The 17,654-nt window shown below is 34.8% G+C and carries 14 protein-coding genes and 2 pseudogenes; 13 read left to right on the top strand and 3 right to left on the bottom strand.

All coding sequences use genetic code 11. The features are described 5' to 3' along the window. A partial coding sequence (locus tag PQ474_RS24100; RefSeq protein ID WP_273848125.1) for a lipid II flippase family protein occupies positions 1–78 on the top strand: 78 nt, incomplete at its 5' end. Positions 79–720: 642 nt separating this feature from the next. Here PQ474_RS24100 and PQ474_RS24095 read toward each other — a convergent pair. Continuing rightward, positions 721–978, bottom strand: a complete 258-nt coding sequence (locus PQ474_RS24095; protein WP_273848124.1) for a phosphatase — start codon at positions 976–978, stop codon at positions 721–723. Between the two features lie 980 nt (positions 979–1,958). Then, positions 1,959–5,132, bottom strand: a complete 3,174-nt coding sequence (locus PQ474_RS24090) for a S8 family peptidase (RefSeq protein WP_390187259.1) — start codon at positions 5,130–5,132, stop codon at positions 1,959–1,961. A 909-nt stretch (positions 5,133–6,041) separates the two neighbouring features. Between PQ474_RS24090 and PQ474_RS24085 the strand changes: the two genes are divergently transcribed. From PQ474_RS24085 to PQ474_RS24050, 8 genes and pseudogenes are all read left to right on the top strand, one after another. Beyond that, positions 6,042–6,359 (top strand): hypothetical protein, encoded by a 318-nt coding sequence (locus tag PQ474_RS24085; RefSeq protein ID WP_273848122.1) that lies wholly within the window; start codon positions 6,042–6,044, stop codon positions 6,357–6,359. A 318-nt stretch (positions 6,360–6,677) separates the two neighbouring features. Further along, positions 6,678–7,088 (top strand): annotated as a pseudogene (locus PQ474_RS24080) (DUF3885 domain-containing protein). 345 nt (positions 7,089–7,433) lie between these two features. Beyond that, on the top strand, positions 7,434–8,903 hold the full coding sequence (locus tag PQ474_RS24075; protein ID WP_273848121.1) for an FAD-binding oxidoreductase: 1,470 nt from the start codon (positions 7,434–7,436) through the stop codon (positions 8,901–8,903). 11 nt (positions 8,904–8,914) lie between these two features. After that, positions 8,915–9,436, top strand: coding sequence for a hypothetical protein (locus PQ474_RS24070; protein ID WP_273848119.1), 522 nt, complete (start codon positions 8,915–8,917; stop codon positions 9,434–9,436). 393 nt (positions 9,437–9,829) lie between these two features. Beyond that, positions 9,830–10,138, top strand: a pseudogene (locus tag PQ474_RS24065) (polymorphic toxin type 35 domain-containing protein); the annotation flags it as partial. Next, positions 10,138–10,575 (top strand): hypothetical protein, encoded by a 438-nt coding sequence (locus PQ474_RS24060; protein ID WP_273848118.1) that lies wholly within the window; start codon positions 10,138–10,140, stop codon positions 10,573–10,575. The pseudogene PQ474_RS24065 and the gene PQ474_RS24060, both read left to right, overlap by 1 nt. 341 nt (positions 10,576–10,916) lie before the next feature. After that, the gene (locus tag PQ474_RS24055; protein WP_273848117.1) at positions 10,917–11,285 is read left to right on the top strand and encodes a YxiJ family protein; all 369 of its coding nucleotides are present in this window, start codon (positions 10,917–10,919) and stop codon (positions 11,283–11,285) included. Between the two features lie 142 nt (positions 11,286–11,427). Beyond that, the gene (locus PQ474_RS24050; protein ID WP_273848116.1) at positions 11,428–11,793 is read left to right on the top strand and encodes a hypothetical protein; all 366 of its coding nucleotides are present in this window, start codon (positions 11,428–11,430) and stop codon (positions 11,791–11,793) included. Between the two features lie 593 nt (positions 11,794–12,386). Here the strand turns inward: PQ474_RS24050 and PQ474_RS24045 are convergent. Next, positions 12,387–12,749, bottom strand: coding sequence for a winged helix-turn-helix transcriptional regulator (locus PQ474_RS24045; protein WP_273848115.1), 363 nt, complete (start codon positions 12,747–12,749; stop codon positions 12,387–12,389). Positions 12,750–12,872: 123 nt separating this feature from the next. On the opposite strand from PQ474_RS24045, the gene PQ474_RS24040 reads away from it, so the two are divergent. From PQ474_RS24040 to PQ474_RS24025, 4 genes are all read left to right on the top strand, one after another. Next, positions 12,873–13,988, top strand: a complete 1,116-nt coding sequence (locus PQ474_RS24040) for an S-(hydroxymethyl)glutathione dehydrogenase/class III alcohol dehydrogenase (protein WP_273848114.1) — start codon at positions 12,873–12,875, stop codon at positions 13,986–13,988. A 4-nt stretch (positions 13,989–13,992) separates the two neighbouring features. Next, a complete protein-coding gene (fghA, locus tag PQ474_RS24035) occupies positions 13,993–14,826 on the top strand; it encodes an S-formylglutathione hydrolase (protein ID WP_273848113.1) in 834 nt (277 codons plus the stop codon). Between the two features lie 135 nt (positions 14,827–14,961). Continuing rightward, the gene (gene gshAB / locus PQ474_RS24030) at positions 14,962–17,286 is read left to right on the top strand and encodes a bifunctional glutamate--cysteine ligase GshA/glutathione synthetase GshB (protein WP_273848112.1); all 2,325 of its coding nucleotides are present in this window, start codon (positions 14,962–14,964) and stop codon (positions 17,284–17,286) included. 85 nt (positions 17,287–17,371) lie between these two features. Next, a complete protein-coding gene (locus PQ474_RS24025; RefSeq protein ID WP_273848111.1) occupies positions 17,372–17,581 on the top strand; it encodes a DUF6568 family protein in 210 nt (69 codons plus the stop codon). Positions 17,582–17,654: the final 73 nt, after the last annotated feature.

Genomic DNA, 17,654 nt, shown 5'->3' with positions numbered 1-17,654 from the left:
ATGATGGTTGCTTCTAGATTATTAGGAACTTTACTTGCTCAGGTATTTTTTATTCCTGGTGCAAAATACGTCGCTTGATTCACTAAATTTATAGTTTAGTCAAGTTAACAATCTTAGGTAATGAATATTATAAAACTTATAAAAATTAGGGTTAGTTTAAAATTCTTGTTAAAGGGGGCTTTTGTTCAATAAGGCTTTGCAATGATCTTCAACAATCGGGCCATATAATTGAACAACACATTTAAAGGAAAATGGATATTTATTTTAAAATAAAAATGAGATTGTGAGGGTTGTACTTAACGGAGCAGATTAGATATGAACAAAAAACAGGAATTTTTGTGCATTTCTAGAACAGATAGTGTTATCATTCTTCATTTAATAAGTAAAATGGAGGTAGATTAGCTACTTCTACCACAAGAACAGTTTCTAATAATTACACTGGAACATTGAAGGTTCCTCTAAAAACTTAGAAGCAACTGCTGGTTTTTCTTTTTGGGACATCCTTTAGTAGAACATTGTCTTATACATCAATTGAATATAAAAGCGGAAGATATAAACTTCAGCACCGAAATGAATATAATAGATACAGTGTAGTACAAGAACAAAGATTAGGTTCATCTAAAGGGCGTCTGCTGGATACTGTAACTGTTTATCCTAGACGTTGGAATCAGTTTAATTATAGAGTTGTTAAATGTTAAATAGAAAGCCATCAGACTAAATTTAGTCTGATGGCTTTCTATAATATTTTTTATAGTGAATAACAATATATACTAGTCCAACTATAGCGAAAGTTAAAGAAACGACTGTTGGAACTAGCCCGATTTCATAAAGTGCGGATCCAAAACGCCCATATCGTGTTATCCATGCTACCCCATCATTAAAATATGTATGAGCATAAATTGCTGCTGCTATCATAGTCCCGCTAAACAATATTGAACTTATTAGTGAAAATTTTAGACCATAGTTTAAATTATTCATTTTGATCTCTCCTTTTAAGCGTTTAAATATAATATGTGTTTTTTTATCAGAAATGTAAACAAGATAATTATTATATTTGAACTTATTAAGGGAAGAACCCTCCTCATTGGGGCCTTTTTTGTCTTTGTATGGGCTCGTATGCGTTTATTTGATAGATAGGGGGTCTCTGTAGCAATGGAGAAATATTACGCAATAAGCATTAGCGGACATGAAAAACAACCCAGAATGTGTTTTTTGACTCTGAAAATATGCTTTTCACAGAAATTAGAGCAAACTTATAGGTTAAATTATTAGGAGTTTTAATCAGTAATGTCCACTAATCTTATTTAGAGGACATTCTGAAATCAAAAACGTGGAAAGTACAATCTAAAATCACCTTTGTAACCGAAAAATCTATATAATTTTAGTCATTTTCACCGGTTCTAATGTCCGCTAATGCTTATTGCGTGATTTGGTTCCATTGCTACACAAACCCCATATAGGGGTCATACAAGAAAAATGCAGAGCTAGTAAGCCCGAATTATAAAAATAAGCACTGCTCCAGGGTAGGCATGACAAATAGTCTTATATCACGATTTTCTAAATCGAATATAAGGCTATTTTTTATCCGCGTTTTGCTACCTATATGAATCTAAACCTAGTCAAGGATTGTCTCTCAATTATAATTTCAATAGAAAACATTAAAAATATATTAGTGAACAATTTTCAAGGGAACTATTACTATACTCTAAGCAAATCTTGACATCAAAAACATCATTTTTTTATATTTTATAACTAATAAACAAACTCCATCGCGTTATGGAGTAGTAAAAGAATTAAAAGATCCAATAATGCAAAAGATTTAGCCACCGCGTTTTTGTCGACCTCGAGGTCATAAGCTTATCGGCTATCACCTAACGCATAAAGATTCTATAGATAGACGTATGTCTATCTATAGAATCTCTAATTGGGTCTAAACAAGGCGCGTGTGCTTTTCTTGATTATTTGCTTTTTTGAACGGTTATCTTCGTGGATTTACTTTCATTCCCGGCCTTGTCTTTTGAGGTTATATAAAGGACTGTGCCAGCTTTTTGCTTATTAATTTTTATCGTGTAAGCACCTTTTTTGTCTGCTTTATTGGTGGCAATTATTTTTCCATTTCGCTTAATAGTTACGGCTGCATTTGCTTCCGTTTTCCCTTTAATGCTTGTGTCGCGATCGGTTACTTTATTTACTTTAGGTGCATTTGGGGCTGTTTTGTCTTTTACGGTTTTGGTGGTTGTTTTACTAATATTCCCTGCCGCATCTGTAGCAGTAATGGACAACTTGGTTCCAACTTTTTGCTTGGAAATTTTGATGCTGAATTTGCCCTTTTTGTCTGCTTTTTTAGAAGCGATGGTCTTTCCGTCTCTTTTCATGGTGATCGTTGCATTCGCTTCAGTTTCTCCTTTAATGGTTGTATCACGATCACTAATGGTATTAACTTTTGGTGCTGCTGGCGCAATCTTGTCGAGTACTTTTATTTTTACTGCATTGCTTTCTTTGTTTCCAATATCGGTAACTGTTACATATAAGATAGTGTCTTCTTTTTGTTTACTAATCTTTATCTTAATAGCACCATTACGGTCTGTTGTGCCTGTAGCAATGACTTTCTTGTCTGCATTTTTTACCTTTACCGTCATATTCGGTGAAGATGTCCCCGTTACATACGTATCTTTGTTGCTTAAACTGTTTACTTTTGGGGCTTGCGGCTTTTCGCCTTCTCCTACGATGATTCTAATCGCAGTTGTGGCATTTCCTCCAGAAGCTTCTGCGTACAGTACTTGATTAGTGGATTGAACCGGAATACTAATTTTCAATTTGCCGTTTGAATTGGCAGTTCCAGTGCCAAGCGTTTTGCTTCCGTTTGTGATTTTCACAAGGGTGTTCTTCTTTGCAGAACCTGTTACTTCATTTTGATTGTCGAATAGCGGATCCAATTTTATATTCAAATCAACAGCACTGATGGAACTGTAAGCATTCAATCTTCCCCAGCCGGATACTTTGTCATAGCCTGGTAATATCTCAATTGGCTCATCATCAAAATAATAATAGTTTTCTGGGTTATCCACTTCCTCAAATGCGATGTTTTCGGCTGTTTCCGTTAAGGTTTTCCGGACATCTTCTGGTTTGAGCTTCGGATTTTGCGATAGGAGTAATCCAGCTACAGCTGCCACATGCGGTGCTGCCATAGACGTTCCATCCATATACGTAACATTTCCGTTTGGAAGAAGACTTGGTATGCCCGTCCCAGGTGCCACTAGATCAAGCCCATCTCCATAATTCGAATAATCGGAAACGATGTCAGATCTATTAGTTGCTCCAACAGCGATAACGTATCTGGAAGAAGCGGGATAGGATAGCATAGATGACTGTTCATTTCCGCTTGCAGCTACAATTGTAACTCCTTTGGAAGCCGCATATTTTAATGCAGATTCGATCACACGGCTGTAAGATCCACCAAGGCTAAGATTGATGACGTTTGCTCCTTTATCAACGGCATATTTAATACCTGACGCAATCGTTTCTGTATCGCCTCCTCCAGAAGAATTAAGCACTTTGATTGGAATAATCTTTGTTGCATGGTTAATACCTGTCATCGAAAAATGATTGTTTGATTCGGCTGCAATAATTCCAGATACATGGGTTCCGTGCCCATTGTCATCTAATGCATTGGTATTGTGGCTTATAAAGTTATAACCTAAATCTGTACGAACTTTATTCTCTAAATCTGCTAATCTACTATCTACTCCTGTATCGATTACGGCAATTAAGGTTTCTGGTATTTTTTTCTCCTTTAATACCTCTTGTAAAAGATCAAATTTAATATCGGCACCTACTTGTCCTAAATCCTTTCCTGAATTATTCAGGGACCATTGATCTGAGTAGTAAATGTCAGAGGATAACGTATGGTATTGCTGAACAGCTTCCACATATTCTACTTCTGGTAAGATTGAAAGCTGTTCGAGTGTCATCTTCATTTGTTTGGAAGAAATACTAGCTTGGTTATCATTTTCTACTTCCATAATGAACATGTTCTCGAATAAAGAATCTTTTGCTTTAAAGGATGTAGTAGTCGATTTATTACTGAATTTCTCTGTCTTGGTTTTAAAAGAACTTATATTTTTGCCTTCTTTAAGTTTCACAATGACCTTATTTTGCGTTGCCTTGGACGTTGCTGGTGCTATTTCTGCTTTATCCAATATAGTGGATAATCGAAGCTCTTCCATCTTTTCCAGGTTTACTTGTTCATTAAATTTTTTCATTTCTGTCTGTAATGAATAAGGAACAGCATCGATTGCAAGCTGATACAATCGATTAATTGATTCCTGCTCTTGTTTTTTTAGCTTATATGAGCTATCTGAACCATTTTCGATTACTTCATTGAAAATCGGTTTTAATGTTACTAAATCTTGATAAACCATTTCTCTTATATCTTTGTGAAACGTCATTTTTGCTACGATAAACGGAGCAGCTTTGTAATATAAAGAGGTTAATTCTTTACCCTTTTCTGTTTGAGAGAGGAACTGATCTCTAATATTACGGAGACTTGATAATATTTCTTTACCTGACTTTTTTTGAGCAGTACTTAACTCAACGGGGCAATCTTCGCCGTTGCTTCCAGAAGTAGGAGGCTTCTTTACCCCTTCAAATAATAAAGTATAATCAGCACTTGTACTATTTTCATAGTCATATTCTTCCGTGAATTCTGGATAATCTTCTTCTGCACCATAGTACTCAATTTTTATATAGTAGGGACCTGTCCAAGCAAGGGGAAAATCAATCTCGGACGTCTCGTTTAACATGGAGTAGCCTCTATAGGATTCATTTGTATCATCACTATTTGCTCTTTCTAGACTTGGATAAACAGAAATATTCATTTCTCTCTCACTGGAGAAGTGGATTCGATAATGGGAATTTTTTTCCATGTCCTCATAAATAGAATCAATCTTATACCAATGAACCTGTTTTTCCTCATTAAAGGATGATAGATATTCTTGATTCTTTACTAACTGTTTTGCAGCATTTATAAATCCAGGATCTTCAGCATAAGCATAAACCGGCTGAAAAATACTGCAGAACAATATCAAGATTAGCATTAACGCTGTGATTTTACTTCCTTTTTTCATTTTCATTTTCATTTGTACCTCCATCACTCTATCAATATAGTTTTTTATCGAAGATGGATTATCTTCCATAAAATTAAATCATAGTTTTTCATTTTTGGAAAGAATTTCTTTTTTGTATAAAAATTGTTAAATGTAAAAAGCGGAAGTTGTTGCACTTTAATGCATGAATTGAATAAATAGGAGAATGCTTAATTTTTCTACAAGAAAAGGGTAAGCTGAAGAACTTCTAAATGTACCGGTCTACACCTGCAGTACATAGAAATGTGTATCACTAAATTGTGAGGTTAGTAGTGGGTGAGTAAAACTTACTAATAGGCCTAGTGACAGGGTTCTTGCTGTAGACACCGCAAAATATTCTGAAGTACTATACAATAAGTCAAAAAATAACGTCCAATTTAGAGGGTCATAGCCCTACTTGAATCTGTTCACAGTAGCTTTTAACAATCGGGCTACTTTATAGGTTAACTTACTAATATTTTTTTAAAAAATTCTAATATATAGAGATATGAAACATGAAACATATAACACATTCACCTCCTTTCTTTTCATTCTTTACTTTGATCTTACTGTAAAAGAAACCTTTACTTATGTGAGGGCTTCTTTACATGGTTATTTGATTTGTTCATGGATGTTGTTCATTATATTGAACCATGTAATTGAGTTAATTAAAGAAAATGGAATAATAATTCTTGTCAGATAATATATTATATCCATTGGCTATTGTGAAATTTTGGATATTATAAAGAGGAAAGGAGTGTTGTTCCATGAAGCCCAATTTTGCAGAAGTTGTTAGAAACTTTGAAAACCGTCTAAAACGCTAACAAAGGTTACGCTGTTTCAACGGTGCTAAAAATACTTGGAATTCCTCGTTCCACCTACTATTACCAAAAGAATTATAAGGTAGAGGAAAAGCAAGTGAGTGAGGGACGTCCAGCACCAGGTTACTCCATCACGAAGGACGGAAAGAAAATATCAGATGAACAAATAAAAGAATGGTTATTAGAAGAAATTGAAGGCGATGAAATCATACGGTTAATGAAGGATCAACTAACTCTATTGAATCAAGGATTCGAAGAGAATAATAATCAGCAAGTTGTCATTACGACAAAAAATAATAAAGGCTGGATTCAAGTTTCTCCTTTAGAGAAGCAGCCTGATCCTCGCCATTTGGCTTTAATGTCTTATGGCATGAAAAGGAAGGAACCGTTGTCGTACCCCTTGTACAAGCTATAGCTAATACATAGAAAAGAGGGTGATTCCACCAGAATAGCGAAAGACGAAAGTGTATTTATGCATACACTGGGTATTAAAATAATTATTATCTAAGGAAAAATGAAACAGGTTAAGTGCTTTTAAATAATCAGCTTCTTCCTGTAACAATGAAAGGATTAGCAAATTAATGAGTAATAAAATAGCATAAGCGATCTTGTTATTCTGGTCAGAATGAATAACAAGATCGCTTATTTTCATTGTAAGGGATGTGGAAACGATCGAGGAATGTGGTACCACAGGTGTAAAATCTTCTAGCTAAAAGGGGTATATAAAAGAGCTATAACTTTATTTAAGTCATTACATTCACAAGATGAGGAAATTTTTGTTGTAGTAGATGTGAATGATTTTGGAGACGGAAGAAGCTATAAACACAAAGCCAGGTTTTTTCTCCATGTGTCTATGAAAAATTAGTCTTGTATAAGTTAAAGCATACAGAAATACCTTATATTTTCCCGGAAGACAATGAAGATGGAAAATATAAAACGCATAGATTTACTCTTAAATGTAGAACATCTGAAATACATTCCATTGTTAAAAGCTATATGCAATCAAGATGTAGGAATTCAACCAAGTATTTTTCATAGGATATATTTTTTAAATATCAAGAGAGCAACCATTTTTCATGTTTATGATGATAGAGGTTGTGATTTGCTTGCTACTTCGCCTGAAGCAATACAAGGATATTTATAACAAATACAACGATTGGATATTAGATTACGACAGGAATGAAATAGATAAGGTATTTAAATAAGGATTTTCCATTCTTCAACTTGTGCTTATCTTGAATAAGGTTTAAGCAATGATCTTCAACAAACGGGCGCAATTCTGCAGCAAGAATTGGGCTCTTTCTATATGTCCAGTGCAACCGAACCAACCATAAAAGAGTCTTATACTAATTAAGATTGAAATGGATTTATTGTAGAACGAACGGTGAAATAATTCGAATTAATGGTAAAATTGTAAAGGTTGAATATTTATGTTCACTATAAGGAAATTTGTCTCATAACAACACAACGTATAAAAACAGGAGTTAATATGCAAACAATAACGGAATTATCTAAAAAACCATGGTTTCTTGGGAGTCTAGTTTTTGTTTTTGTTGTAGTGATCTTATTAGGCATACCGATTGAGAAAAGAAAATATGGACTCTCTCAAAGTAATTTAGCAACGGACTATACAGGTCTTCTTCCTGAACGTGTTGAACGAGTAGTTAAAGCTGAAAATCGCATTGAATTACAAAAGATTGTAAAACAAGCAAACAAGAATGGTCAGCAAATTTCAGTTGCTGGATTACAGCACTCACAGGGAGGCCATACGTATTACAAAAACGGTGTCGTTCTTGATATGCGGACATTCAATGAGGTGTTAGAAATTGATGAGCAGGAAAAAACAATCCGTGTAGAAGGTGGAGCAACATGGGAAGATGTCCAAGAATCCATAACACCTTATGGTTTAGCCTTAAAAGTGACTCAATCGCAGTCGATTTTTTCGATAGGAGGTTCCCTATCAGTAAATGCTCACGGTCGAGATATTCGCTTTGGTCCAATGGCAGGAACGGTAAAGGAAATGACGGTATTAACTCCAACAGGAGAAATCAAGAAAGTAACCCGAGATAACTCAGAGGAATGGATGAAGTACGTGTTTGGCGGATATGGATTATTCGGTGTGATTTTAGATGTGACATTGGAATTAACTGAAAATGACGTATACACCATCCATACAGAAGAATTGAAAACAGATGAATATGAATCTTACTTTAATAATTTATTAGGTCATAATCATACAGCTATGCATTATGCAAGGGTTAGTGTTGCTCCAAGTTCCTTTTTGGACGAAATGTATGTGATTAATTATAACTACACAGGAAAACAGGATCATAAAACGCCACTCAAAAGAGAACAAGGTGTTCGTCTAAGTAAGCTGGCGCTTGATCTAGGTCGACAAGGTGGATTCTTAGAGAATCTTTTCTGGGAATCTCAAAAGCTATATATTGATTCAATCGACGGCAATAAAATTACTCGAAATAACGCTATGCGCTCGGAATCCACATTCATGGAATTTACGAAACCTGGTCGAGTCGAAGTGTTGCAAGAGTTTTTTGTTCCAATCCATTCTTACGAAGAATACATAAGTGATGTAAAGCAATTGCTCTCACCTAACGACAAAAATGATGATTTTAAAGTCCATAATATTACGGTGCGATATGCAGCTAAAGACAACCTCACAAGTTTGAAATATGCCAAGGAAGATATGTTTGGTCTGGTCATATTAATTCAACATGGATTAAAAGAAAAAGAGATTGCTAATGCCGAAGCAATTATCCAAGATTGGACCAGCTTAACTCTTGAACATGGAGGAACCTATTACCTCCCTTATTATCGTTATCAAACAAAAGAACAATTCATGAAGTCTTATCCTGAATGGGAAAAGTTCCAGGCAGAAAAATTACGAAGAGATCCAAATGAAGTCTTTCTAAATTTATTTTATGACTATTACATAAAGTGAAGGAGCACAACATGAACAATAGTAGTGAACGGTATATACCTCTTGTTGTGACAGTTGGACAGGTCGCTATTTTTCCATATTATATCATTTGGTTAAAAGAAGTATCTTTGACTTTCACCTTATTTGCATGGTTATTTGCTACATATTCTTTTGCAGCAGCTTGGGGCTATCGAGTCTTTCAGTCGAAAAAGAATAAGAACAATTCTTATATCCCTCTTATTTACGCAGGAATGGGATTTGTATATATACTTGTTGGCTGTATAAAGAATTCATTTGAATACCTTCCCTATGCTGTACTCCTATTGCAAGTCATCTTAGGATTATTACAGGGTTACTTTCGTGCATGGCATATTGAGCAGAAGACCTATCGTTTACACACTGTTCATCATTATTTAATTGTCGGTGTTACGATGATTGGGCTTTCTTTTGTTAAAATAATTTCCCCTGTTGTCTTTATTACTGTTTTTGGGAGCTTGTTGTGTATGTGTGGCTTTTGGGATCTTATTAGAAAAAAGAAAGCTGACCTTCTCTAGGAAGAAGATTACGTTAATATAATTCCAGGGGTTTAGGTACTTAGAGTAATATCTTTTTTCCACAATCGGGCGCTTTTCTGAAATAAAGAAAGCGTCTTTCTTCATGAAAAGGGCCATATAATTGAACAACACTTGGCAGTTTATTTGGACATTTATGTTAATATCGGTGTGAGATTGTGAGTAAGTAAATGTTAAAGAAGGTCATTGTGAACTGAAGGAAGACTATCAGAATAATTACTTTAAGCTATGCTTTACGTCTTTTTTACTTCTTAGTCCATTCGTAGTCCTTTTAAAAATTGTAAGTTGGATTGGTCATTTTATTAATTTGGTAGATTTTATCCTATCAATCGTACCAATTTTATTTACTTGATATCCCTTTGTATTGTATAGTAATACGGAAAAAAAGCTGCGCAAAATGCTGTTAATTCAAAGAGTTTTAATACCGTACTATCTTCAGTAAAAAATATAGATGCGAACAAAAGAGCACACATTCTAGCAAGTAAACATGATTGGCATAAAGTAACAAAAAATAACTGGACTGATGTATCAAAAGTTATTTCACATGTGATGCGTTATGGTAAAGAGTCTACTTATGGGAGTGCTCGTAAAAAGACTTTGAATATGAATGGTCAAACAGTCACAGTAACATTTGTAAGAGTTAATGGTCAAACAAAAATAAGTAATGCTTGGGTGAATAAATAATGAAAAAAGATTTAGAAAACTATATATTGTCAGGTTGCTTTAACGAAGCTAAAGATTTATATAAGAAAATGGATTTCAAAGTATTTTATGATAATATGTTGGAAATAACTTTCGATAACACAAGTATTGTCAACTATTCTTTTATCGTAAACCTTCTGATTGAAGAAGAGCATGCAAAGCTTCACGATTTAGCATATCTACTCTTGTCTCAACCTCTTTGTCACATTGAAGGGGCCTATGTATCTGCTTACTATCATGCGAAAAAAGCTGCGGAATTAACTGACTATAATGAAGTTGGAATATTGGAAAATTTGTTGTTTTTAAACTCTGTTCCTGAGAAAGTAGTTAGTGATCAAGAAGCTCAGAAAATTGCAAAAAAAATACTTTCGCTGGATCAAAAAAATGAAGCAGCTAACGAATTATTAAATAGTAGATAGCATTGTTTGAAATTTAAAATCCAAAATATTACTTAGCTGATTTCTCATTAACGTTGGAGAAATCAGTTTTTTGCGTTCCATATATTGTATTAATCTGGATTATATGTCAAAATGATGGCGATACCCCATCGCCATCAAGCTAAACGGACGTTTATGGGGTTAATTTTATGACTAACAGGATCAGCTGAAGAGAGCTCTTTTATTTTTGTTCCGCAATCGGGCCATTTTCTGGAGTAACCTCTTAGAGGTTACGAATGTTTGCACTTAAATTAACGGACAGAAGAGTTGAAGAAGAAAACGTGTTAAAATAAGCAAAAGCCATACTAAAACAGGTGAACAAAATGGAAAATGTCATAAGAAAACTAACAGAAATTAAAAGTCAATTAGATAATCCATCTCCATATAAGGATACAGATAAAATACAAGAAGATTTTGAAAAACATTTTTTAAATTTATCAGATGATGAGGATAGCCTGACTGGAGATTTTAACACTTACTGTATGAATATAGCTGGCACTCTTAGTTTTGTTTTAGCGGGTAACACAAATAAAATTCCGAAAAGTCAAATTAAGCTTTTACAGAAATCATTCTTTGATTTATTTAATCAATATAAGTTTTTTGAGGATAAAATCGGTAATTATAAGGATTTTTATGATGAATATATAAAATTCGAAGAAACAAGAAAGCTATTATTACTTGTAGTGAAATAGGAGTTTAGCTTGTGGCATTAACGAGTTGCATTATTGCAAACACCAAAGAAATGGTTTTTCCTGCTTATTTTTATTCAAAACTCTTGAAGCAGATATTGAGCGAAGCTATAAATTAAATAATGACTTTTAGGTGTGATAAAAATTGAAAAGAAGATTAAAGAAGAAATTTGAAAATAGATATAATATTTTAAAAGAGGCAGAACGTCAAAAACATAAGCGAAAAGGAAATCGGTGCATACAGTATGAACTTTTGCCAATGGGAGAAGCCGATAAAATTGCTATGTTAAACGATGAAATAACTCCTGACTGCCAAAAGGCTACACACTGGCTTTTAGACGTGTACCATTGGAAATTTAATAACATTTACCAAGTGCGAGTTTTTCCTTGTTCTAAATTTGGTGGTAGTCCAACTAAATCACCTGTTCGAATGATTTTTACTAGCGAGAATATGTTTGAAAAGGTGTTTGAAGATATGAAAAAGGATAAGTTTTGGGATGCTGATTATTAACTATATTATTACAATGCGTTATTCAAGTAACGGGCGCTTTTCAGAAATAAGGAAAGCGTCTTTCTTCATGAAAAGGGCCAGATTGCAGAATATCAGGGGTTCAAGTATTAGTAGAAATACAAACGGTAATTCTGCCGAATATTAATTTTACATACAGGTTGCACTAGGTGAATATAATCTAATTGGTTAGAACTTATTAGAGGCTGGCATTTAAGGTTCATTAGGAGAGCTCTAATGCCCGCATATCCTCTTACTCTCGCATTTATCGGTTATTAGGAAAGCTCTCATGTCCGAAAAATCCTCTTTCTCTCTGTTATCGGTCTTTAGAAGAGATCTTGGCAAGAATGTCTGTTTAGTTAATAGCAGTTCATGATAACTTATTAGTTATTCAACAATCTGGCATTTCAGGAGTAACGATAAAAGTCCATTTCTCAATTTTACTGAGAAATTGACTTTTTTATATTTACTTATCGTGCAAAATAACTCCTCAAATGACAGATTCCAAATATCGTTTGGGAACATTCAAAAAGCCACGAAACGCTTTCATACTAGCGTTTCGTGGCTTTCATTTTCAGAACCATTTGTGCAGCTTGTTATTCAACTGATGTTTTATCCGAATTTTCCTCCAAAAATGTTTTGAAATGATCTCCCCAATCACAGATGGAAGTGACAACGGGTTCTAGAAGTAAACCAACTTCACTTAGTTGATACTCCACTTTAGGAGGTACAACCGGGTATACAATTCTAGTAATGATTTGATCTTCTTCTAATTCCCTTAATTGTCTAATTAACATACGTTGATTGACATTGGGAAGGTATTTTTGTATTTCACTTAACCTTAATGGAGATTGTTGGAGCAGACACCATATAATCGCTATTTTCCAGCGCCCGCCTATTACCGATAAAGCCAAATCTTTGCTAGTGAAAAACGTTTTTTCTTTATAGAAGATTTCCATATATTATTACCCCTTTCTCTGTTGTTATTTTTATAGTGACAGAAATGTCAGTATTGTCTCAACAATTGTAATGTGTGAATATGAAAATGTAAATGAGAAAACAAGAGAAGGAAGGGGATTCATTTGAAAAGTAGAGCTGCTGTTGCATTTAAACCAGGGGAACCGCTTCAAATTGTAGAAATCGATGTAGAAGAGCCAAAAGCAAAAGAGGTATTAGTGAAAATTCTCTATACTTCAGTCTGTCATACCGATGCTTTTACATTATCAGGTGATGACCCAGAAGGCGTATTTCCTGCTGTATTAGGTCATGAAGGTGCTGGGGTAGTCGTTGCTGTAGGAGATGAAGTCACTTCAGTAAAACCGGGGGACCATGTGATTCCACTATACACGGCTGAATGTGGAGAATGTAAATTTTGTCGTTCTGGTAAAACAAACTTATGTAGTGCCGTACGAGAAACTCAAGGTAAAGGTTTAATGCCTGATGGAACGACTCGTTTCTCTTATAATGGAGAGTCGATTTATCATTACATGGGAACAAGTACATTTAGTGAGTATACAGTCGTTTCTGAAGTCTCTTTAGCAAAAATTGATCCAGAAGCGCCGCTTGATAAAGTTGGTCTATTTGGATGCGGTGTGACTACAGGAATTGGCGCTGTACACAAAACAGCCAAAGTAGAAGAAGGAGCTGTGACAGCCGTATTTGGTCTAGGAGCGATCGGGTTAGCTGTGATTCAAGGATTGGTTCAAGCAAAAGCAAGTCGAATTATTGCGATAGACTTAAATGAAGATAAGATTGAATTGGCTAAAAAAATGGGCGCAACTGATTTTATAAATCCTTCTAAATTTGATAAACCAATTCAAGAAGTCATTGTTGAAATGACAGATGGAGGAGTCGATTATAGCTTCGAGTGTATTGGAAATGTTGAAGTAATGAGGTCTGCTCTTGAATGTTGTCATAAAGGTTGGGGTGAAAGTGTGATTATCGGTGTAGCAGGCGCAGGTAAAGAGATTCATACTCGTCCATTCCAATTAGTAACGGGTCGAGTATGGCGTGGTTCTGCCTTTGGCGGCGTGAAAGGAAGAACGGAGCTTCCAGGAATGGTTAAAGATTATATGAATGGTGAAATCGATATCGATTCGTTTATCACACACCAATTAAACTTTACAGACATCAATGAGGCATTTGATTTGCTTCATAAAGGTGAGTCAATTCGTACAATGTTAACATATGGAGAGTGAGAAAATGAGTCTTAAACTTATTGAAAAACATCGCTCTTTCGGCGGAGAACAATGTAAATATACTCATTACTCAGAAGTTTTAAAATGCGAGATGACATTTAGTATCTACTTGCCATCAAATAAAGAAAAGAAAAAAATTCCTCTTATTTGGTGGCTGTCTGGTTTAACATGTACAGATGATAATTTTAGTCAAAAAAGTGGATTTCAACGATTGGCAGAAAAATATCAAGTGGCCGTTATGATTCCAGATACTTCACCACGTGGAGAACATGTGGCGGATGATGACGGATGGGATCTTGGAAAAGGTGCAGGTTTTTATTTAAATGCGACACAAGATCCGTGGGCAAAGCATTATCACATGTATACGTATATCGTAGATGAATTAACAACTATTGCGTCAACTTTGGTGCCTCATTTTTCAGGAGAAGAAAGCATCATGGGCCACTCAATGGGTGGTCATGGAGCTTTAGTGATTGGCATGAAAAATGCAACAAGGTTTAAAGCGATTTCTACTTTTTCTCCTATTTTGAGTCCTAGTCAAGTTCCATGGGGAATAAAGGCTTTCTCAACGTATTTAGGTGAAGATCAAGCTACTTGGAACGAATGGGATGCTTCAGAACTGGTCAAAGAAGCTAGCGTTCCACCTATTCTCATTACGCAAGGAACCAAAGATCAGTTTTATCAAAATCAATTAGACGAAACTTGCTTTTTAAAGAATGCTCGGGAAAATAATCAAGAAGTATATTACAAGAAAGCTGAAGGTTATGATCATAGCTATTTCTTTATTGCTACTTTCTTAGAGGGCCATTTCTCATTTCATATGCAGCACTTAAGATAATTCAATTAGTTTGAAAAATACAGAATGAAAAATAAAACTATCCACATGAGATGCAATGTGGTTAGTTTTATGACTCATTTAGTCGTGTTTAACCGGAATTTATTCGATAAATGGTTAATTGGGGGGAGAGCAACTATGGATTTCCAAAAAATATTAGCTAATGATCGTGTGAAATCATATTTATTAAAAGCCCGTTATGGGATTGAAAAAGAAAGTCATCGAGTGGACTTGTCGGGGAATTTAGCTAAAACAGATCATCCTAAGAGCATTACATTAAAAGATGATCACCCATATATTCAACGAGATTTTTCAGAAACACAAATGGAATTCATCACACCTGTTATGGAGACATTAGAGGATCTGTTTCATTACTTAGCAGCGATCCATGATGTTGCTTATTGTTCTATGGATGAGAATGAAATGCTATGGCCATTGAGCATGCCACCACAGTTACCAGAAAAAGAAGAAGATATTGCGATTGCAAAACTGGAAAATGTTAAGAATTTCCGATATCGTCAAACTTTATCGCAATCTTACGGCCGTCGCAAACAAATGGTTAGCGGAATTCATTTCAACTTTGAATTTGGTGAAGAGTTGATCCAAGCGTTATTTAGCTTACAATCGGAAATAAAAGATTACCAACAGTTTAAAGCGGAGATTTATTTAAAGGTAACAAGAAATTATTTACACAACCGATGGTTAATAACTTATTTTTATGGGGCTTCTCCTATTAGTGAAAAGAATTTTTTTGAATATCATTCTTTGAATGGAGCCGTAAGAAGCATTAGAGGTAGTAAATACGGTTATGTCAATTCTGATGAGGTTAAAGTGTCGTATAGTAGTATCCGGAACTATCTATCAGATCTTTCTTTGATGGTTAAAAGAGGGCTTCTATCAGAAGAAAAGGAACTTTATGCACATATTCGATTAAGAGGTGGGCATCATTTTTCAGATTTAGAAGATCACGGTGTTCAGTATATTGAAGTGCGTAATATCGATTTAAATCCCTTTGAAACATATGGAATTAGTTATGAACAAGCAGAATTTCTCCATCTTTTCTTACTTTATTTATTATGGAAAGATGAAGAACATTATGATGAATGGGGGGAAATGGGTGATCTTTACAATGAAATAGTGGCTCTTGAGCATCCGTTAGCGCACACACAATTTGAAAGAGAAGCTAAAACGATGATTGATGAGATGGAACATTTAGTAAACCTCTTAGATTTGCCTATTTCAGATACATTATTTGTTCATCTGAGAGAAATGCTAATGAATCCAAGTAAGACTTTAGCTGGTAGACTTTATATAGAAAGTGAAAAAAGCAGTCAAAGTCAAGTAGCTACGTCAATTGCAAAACAAAATTATCAAAAATCATGGGATAAACCATATCAATTAGCAGGTTTTACTGATATGGAGTTGTCCACTCAGATTTTCATGTTTGATGCAATTCAACAAGGAATCCAAGTAGAAATTTTGGATCGACAAGATCAATTTTTGAAGCTGAAATTAAAAGATCATGTTGAATATGTGAAGAATGGGAATATGACAAGTAAAGACAATTATGTTTCAACTTTAATTATGGAAAATAAAACAGTAACAAAGAAAATTCTTCACCAACATGGATTTCGAGTGCCTAAGGGTGAGGAGTTTCAAACCATCGATCAAGCTTTGCGATCCTATCATTTATTTTCCGCTAAACCTTTTGTTGTGAAACCGAAAACAACAAACTATGGATTAGGAATATCGATCTTCAAAGATGGCGCAAATGACGAGGATTATCAAAGGGCACTCACGCTAGCATTTAAAGAAGATTCATCTGTATTAATAGAAGAATTTATCAATGGAACGGAATATCGATTTTTTGTGTTAAATGATAAAGTGTATGCTGTTTTATTACGAATTCCTGCGAATGTTAAAGGTGACGGTAAACATACAATTGAAGAGTTAGTCATGCGAAAGAATCGTGACCCGTTAAGAGGAAGAGACCATCGAACCCCTTTAGAAAATATCCAATTAGGTGAATTGGAGAACCTCATGCTTAAAGGTCAAGGATATGGAATCGATTCAATCCCACAAGAGGGTGAAATCATCTATCTGCGTGAAAACTCTAATATTAGTACAGGTGGAGATTCGATTGATGTGACTGATCAAATTCCTGATGATTATAAAAAAATAGCAGTGGATGCGGTATCTGCACTCGGGGTGAAAATTTGTGGCATTGATTTGATTATTGAAAATACAGAGGTTCCTGCAGATCATGAAAACGCTTATGGAATTATTGAAGCGAACTTTAATCCATCCATGTATATGCACATTTATCCATATAAAGGAAAAACCCGACGGTTAACAATGCATATCATCCATTATTTATTCCCTGAACTATTACAAAGTCAGGAATCAAAGTCAGTCAAACGAGTACCAGTAGTCAAAAGCGGGTTCACAACGGTAAGCTGTTGAATGACGATAAAGTGATTTATTCAGCAGAGGTAACCTCGCTCTGAGTAGGGGCATGGTCAAAATAATATTGAGAGGGGATTGAGTAATGATTGCCACTTATGAAGAAAATGTAGTTGGTTTTGATAAAATTGATTCGGCTAAAGCACAGGAATTGATAAAAGGGGAAGGTGAAGCCGTTATCTATATTGGCAAGGCTGTATGTCCTTATTGTCAAATATTCGTCGAAAAATTAAAAAAGGTTGCTGAAGAAACGAACACTCACATCTATTATGTAAATAGTGTGGAACAATCGTAAGCCCGAACTATAGAAAAAATCCGCACCTAAGCGGTACGCATGACAAATAGCCGTATATCCTGATTTTTTTATC

This window comes from Halalkalibacter alkalisediminis, from assembly GCF_028610705.1.
Taxonomy (GTDB): Bacteria; Bacillota; Bacilli; order Bacillales; family Bacillaceae_D; genus Halalkalibacter; species Halalkalibacter alkalisediminis.
The sequence above is the reverse complement of the archived record's forward strand: the minus strand, read 5'-3'. Positions and strand labels throughout refer to the sequence as shown.

What these genes read in the sequence shown, in the direction of transcription:
- PQ474_RS24095 (WP_273848124.1), bottom strand. Translation starts at nt 978, where the DNA reads ATGAATAATTTAAACTATGGTCTAAAATTTTCACTAATAAGTTCAATA.
- PQ474_RS24090 (WP_390187259.1), bottom strand. Translation starts at nt 5,132, where the DNA reads ATGAAAATGAAAAAAGGAAGTAAAATCACAGCGTTAATGCTAATCTTG.
- PQ474_RS24075 (WP_273848121.1), top strand. Translation starts at nt 7,434, where the DNA reads ATGCAAACAATAACGGAATTATCTAAAAAACCATGGTTTCTTGGGAGT.
- PQ474_RS24070 (WP_273848119.1), top strand. Translation starts at nt 8,915, where the DNA reads ATGAACAATAGTAGTGAACGGTATATACCTCTTGTTGTGACAGTTGGA.
- PQ474_RS24060 (WP_273848118.1), top strand. Translation starts at nt 10,138, where the DNA reads ATGAAAAAAGATTTAGAAAACTATATATTGTCAGGTTGCTTTAACGAA.
- PQ474_RS24055 (WP_273848117.1), top strand. Translation starts at nt 10,917, where the DNA reads ATGGAAAATGTCATAAGAAAACTAACAGAAATTAAAAGTCAATTAGAT.
- PQ474_RS24045 (WP_273848115.1), bottom strand. Translation starts at nt 12,749, where the DNA reads ATGGAAATCTTCTATAAAGAAAAAACGTTTTTCACTAGCAAAGATTTG.
- fghA (WP_273848113.1), top strand. Translation starts at nt 13,993, where the DNA reads ATGAGTCTTAAACTTATTGAAAAACATCGCTCTTTCGGCGGAGAACAA.
- gshAB (WP_273848112.1), top strand. Translation starts at nt 14,962, where the DNA reads ATGGATTTCCAAAAAATATTAGCTAATGATCGTGTGAAATCATATTTA.
- PQ474_RS24025 (WP_273848111.1), top strand. Translation starts at nt 17,372, where the DNA reads ATGATTGCCACTTATGAAGAAAATGTAGTTGGTTTTGATAAAATTGAT.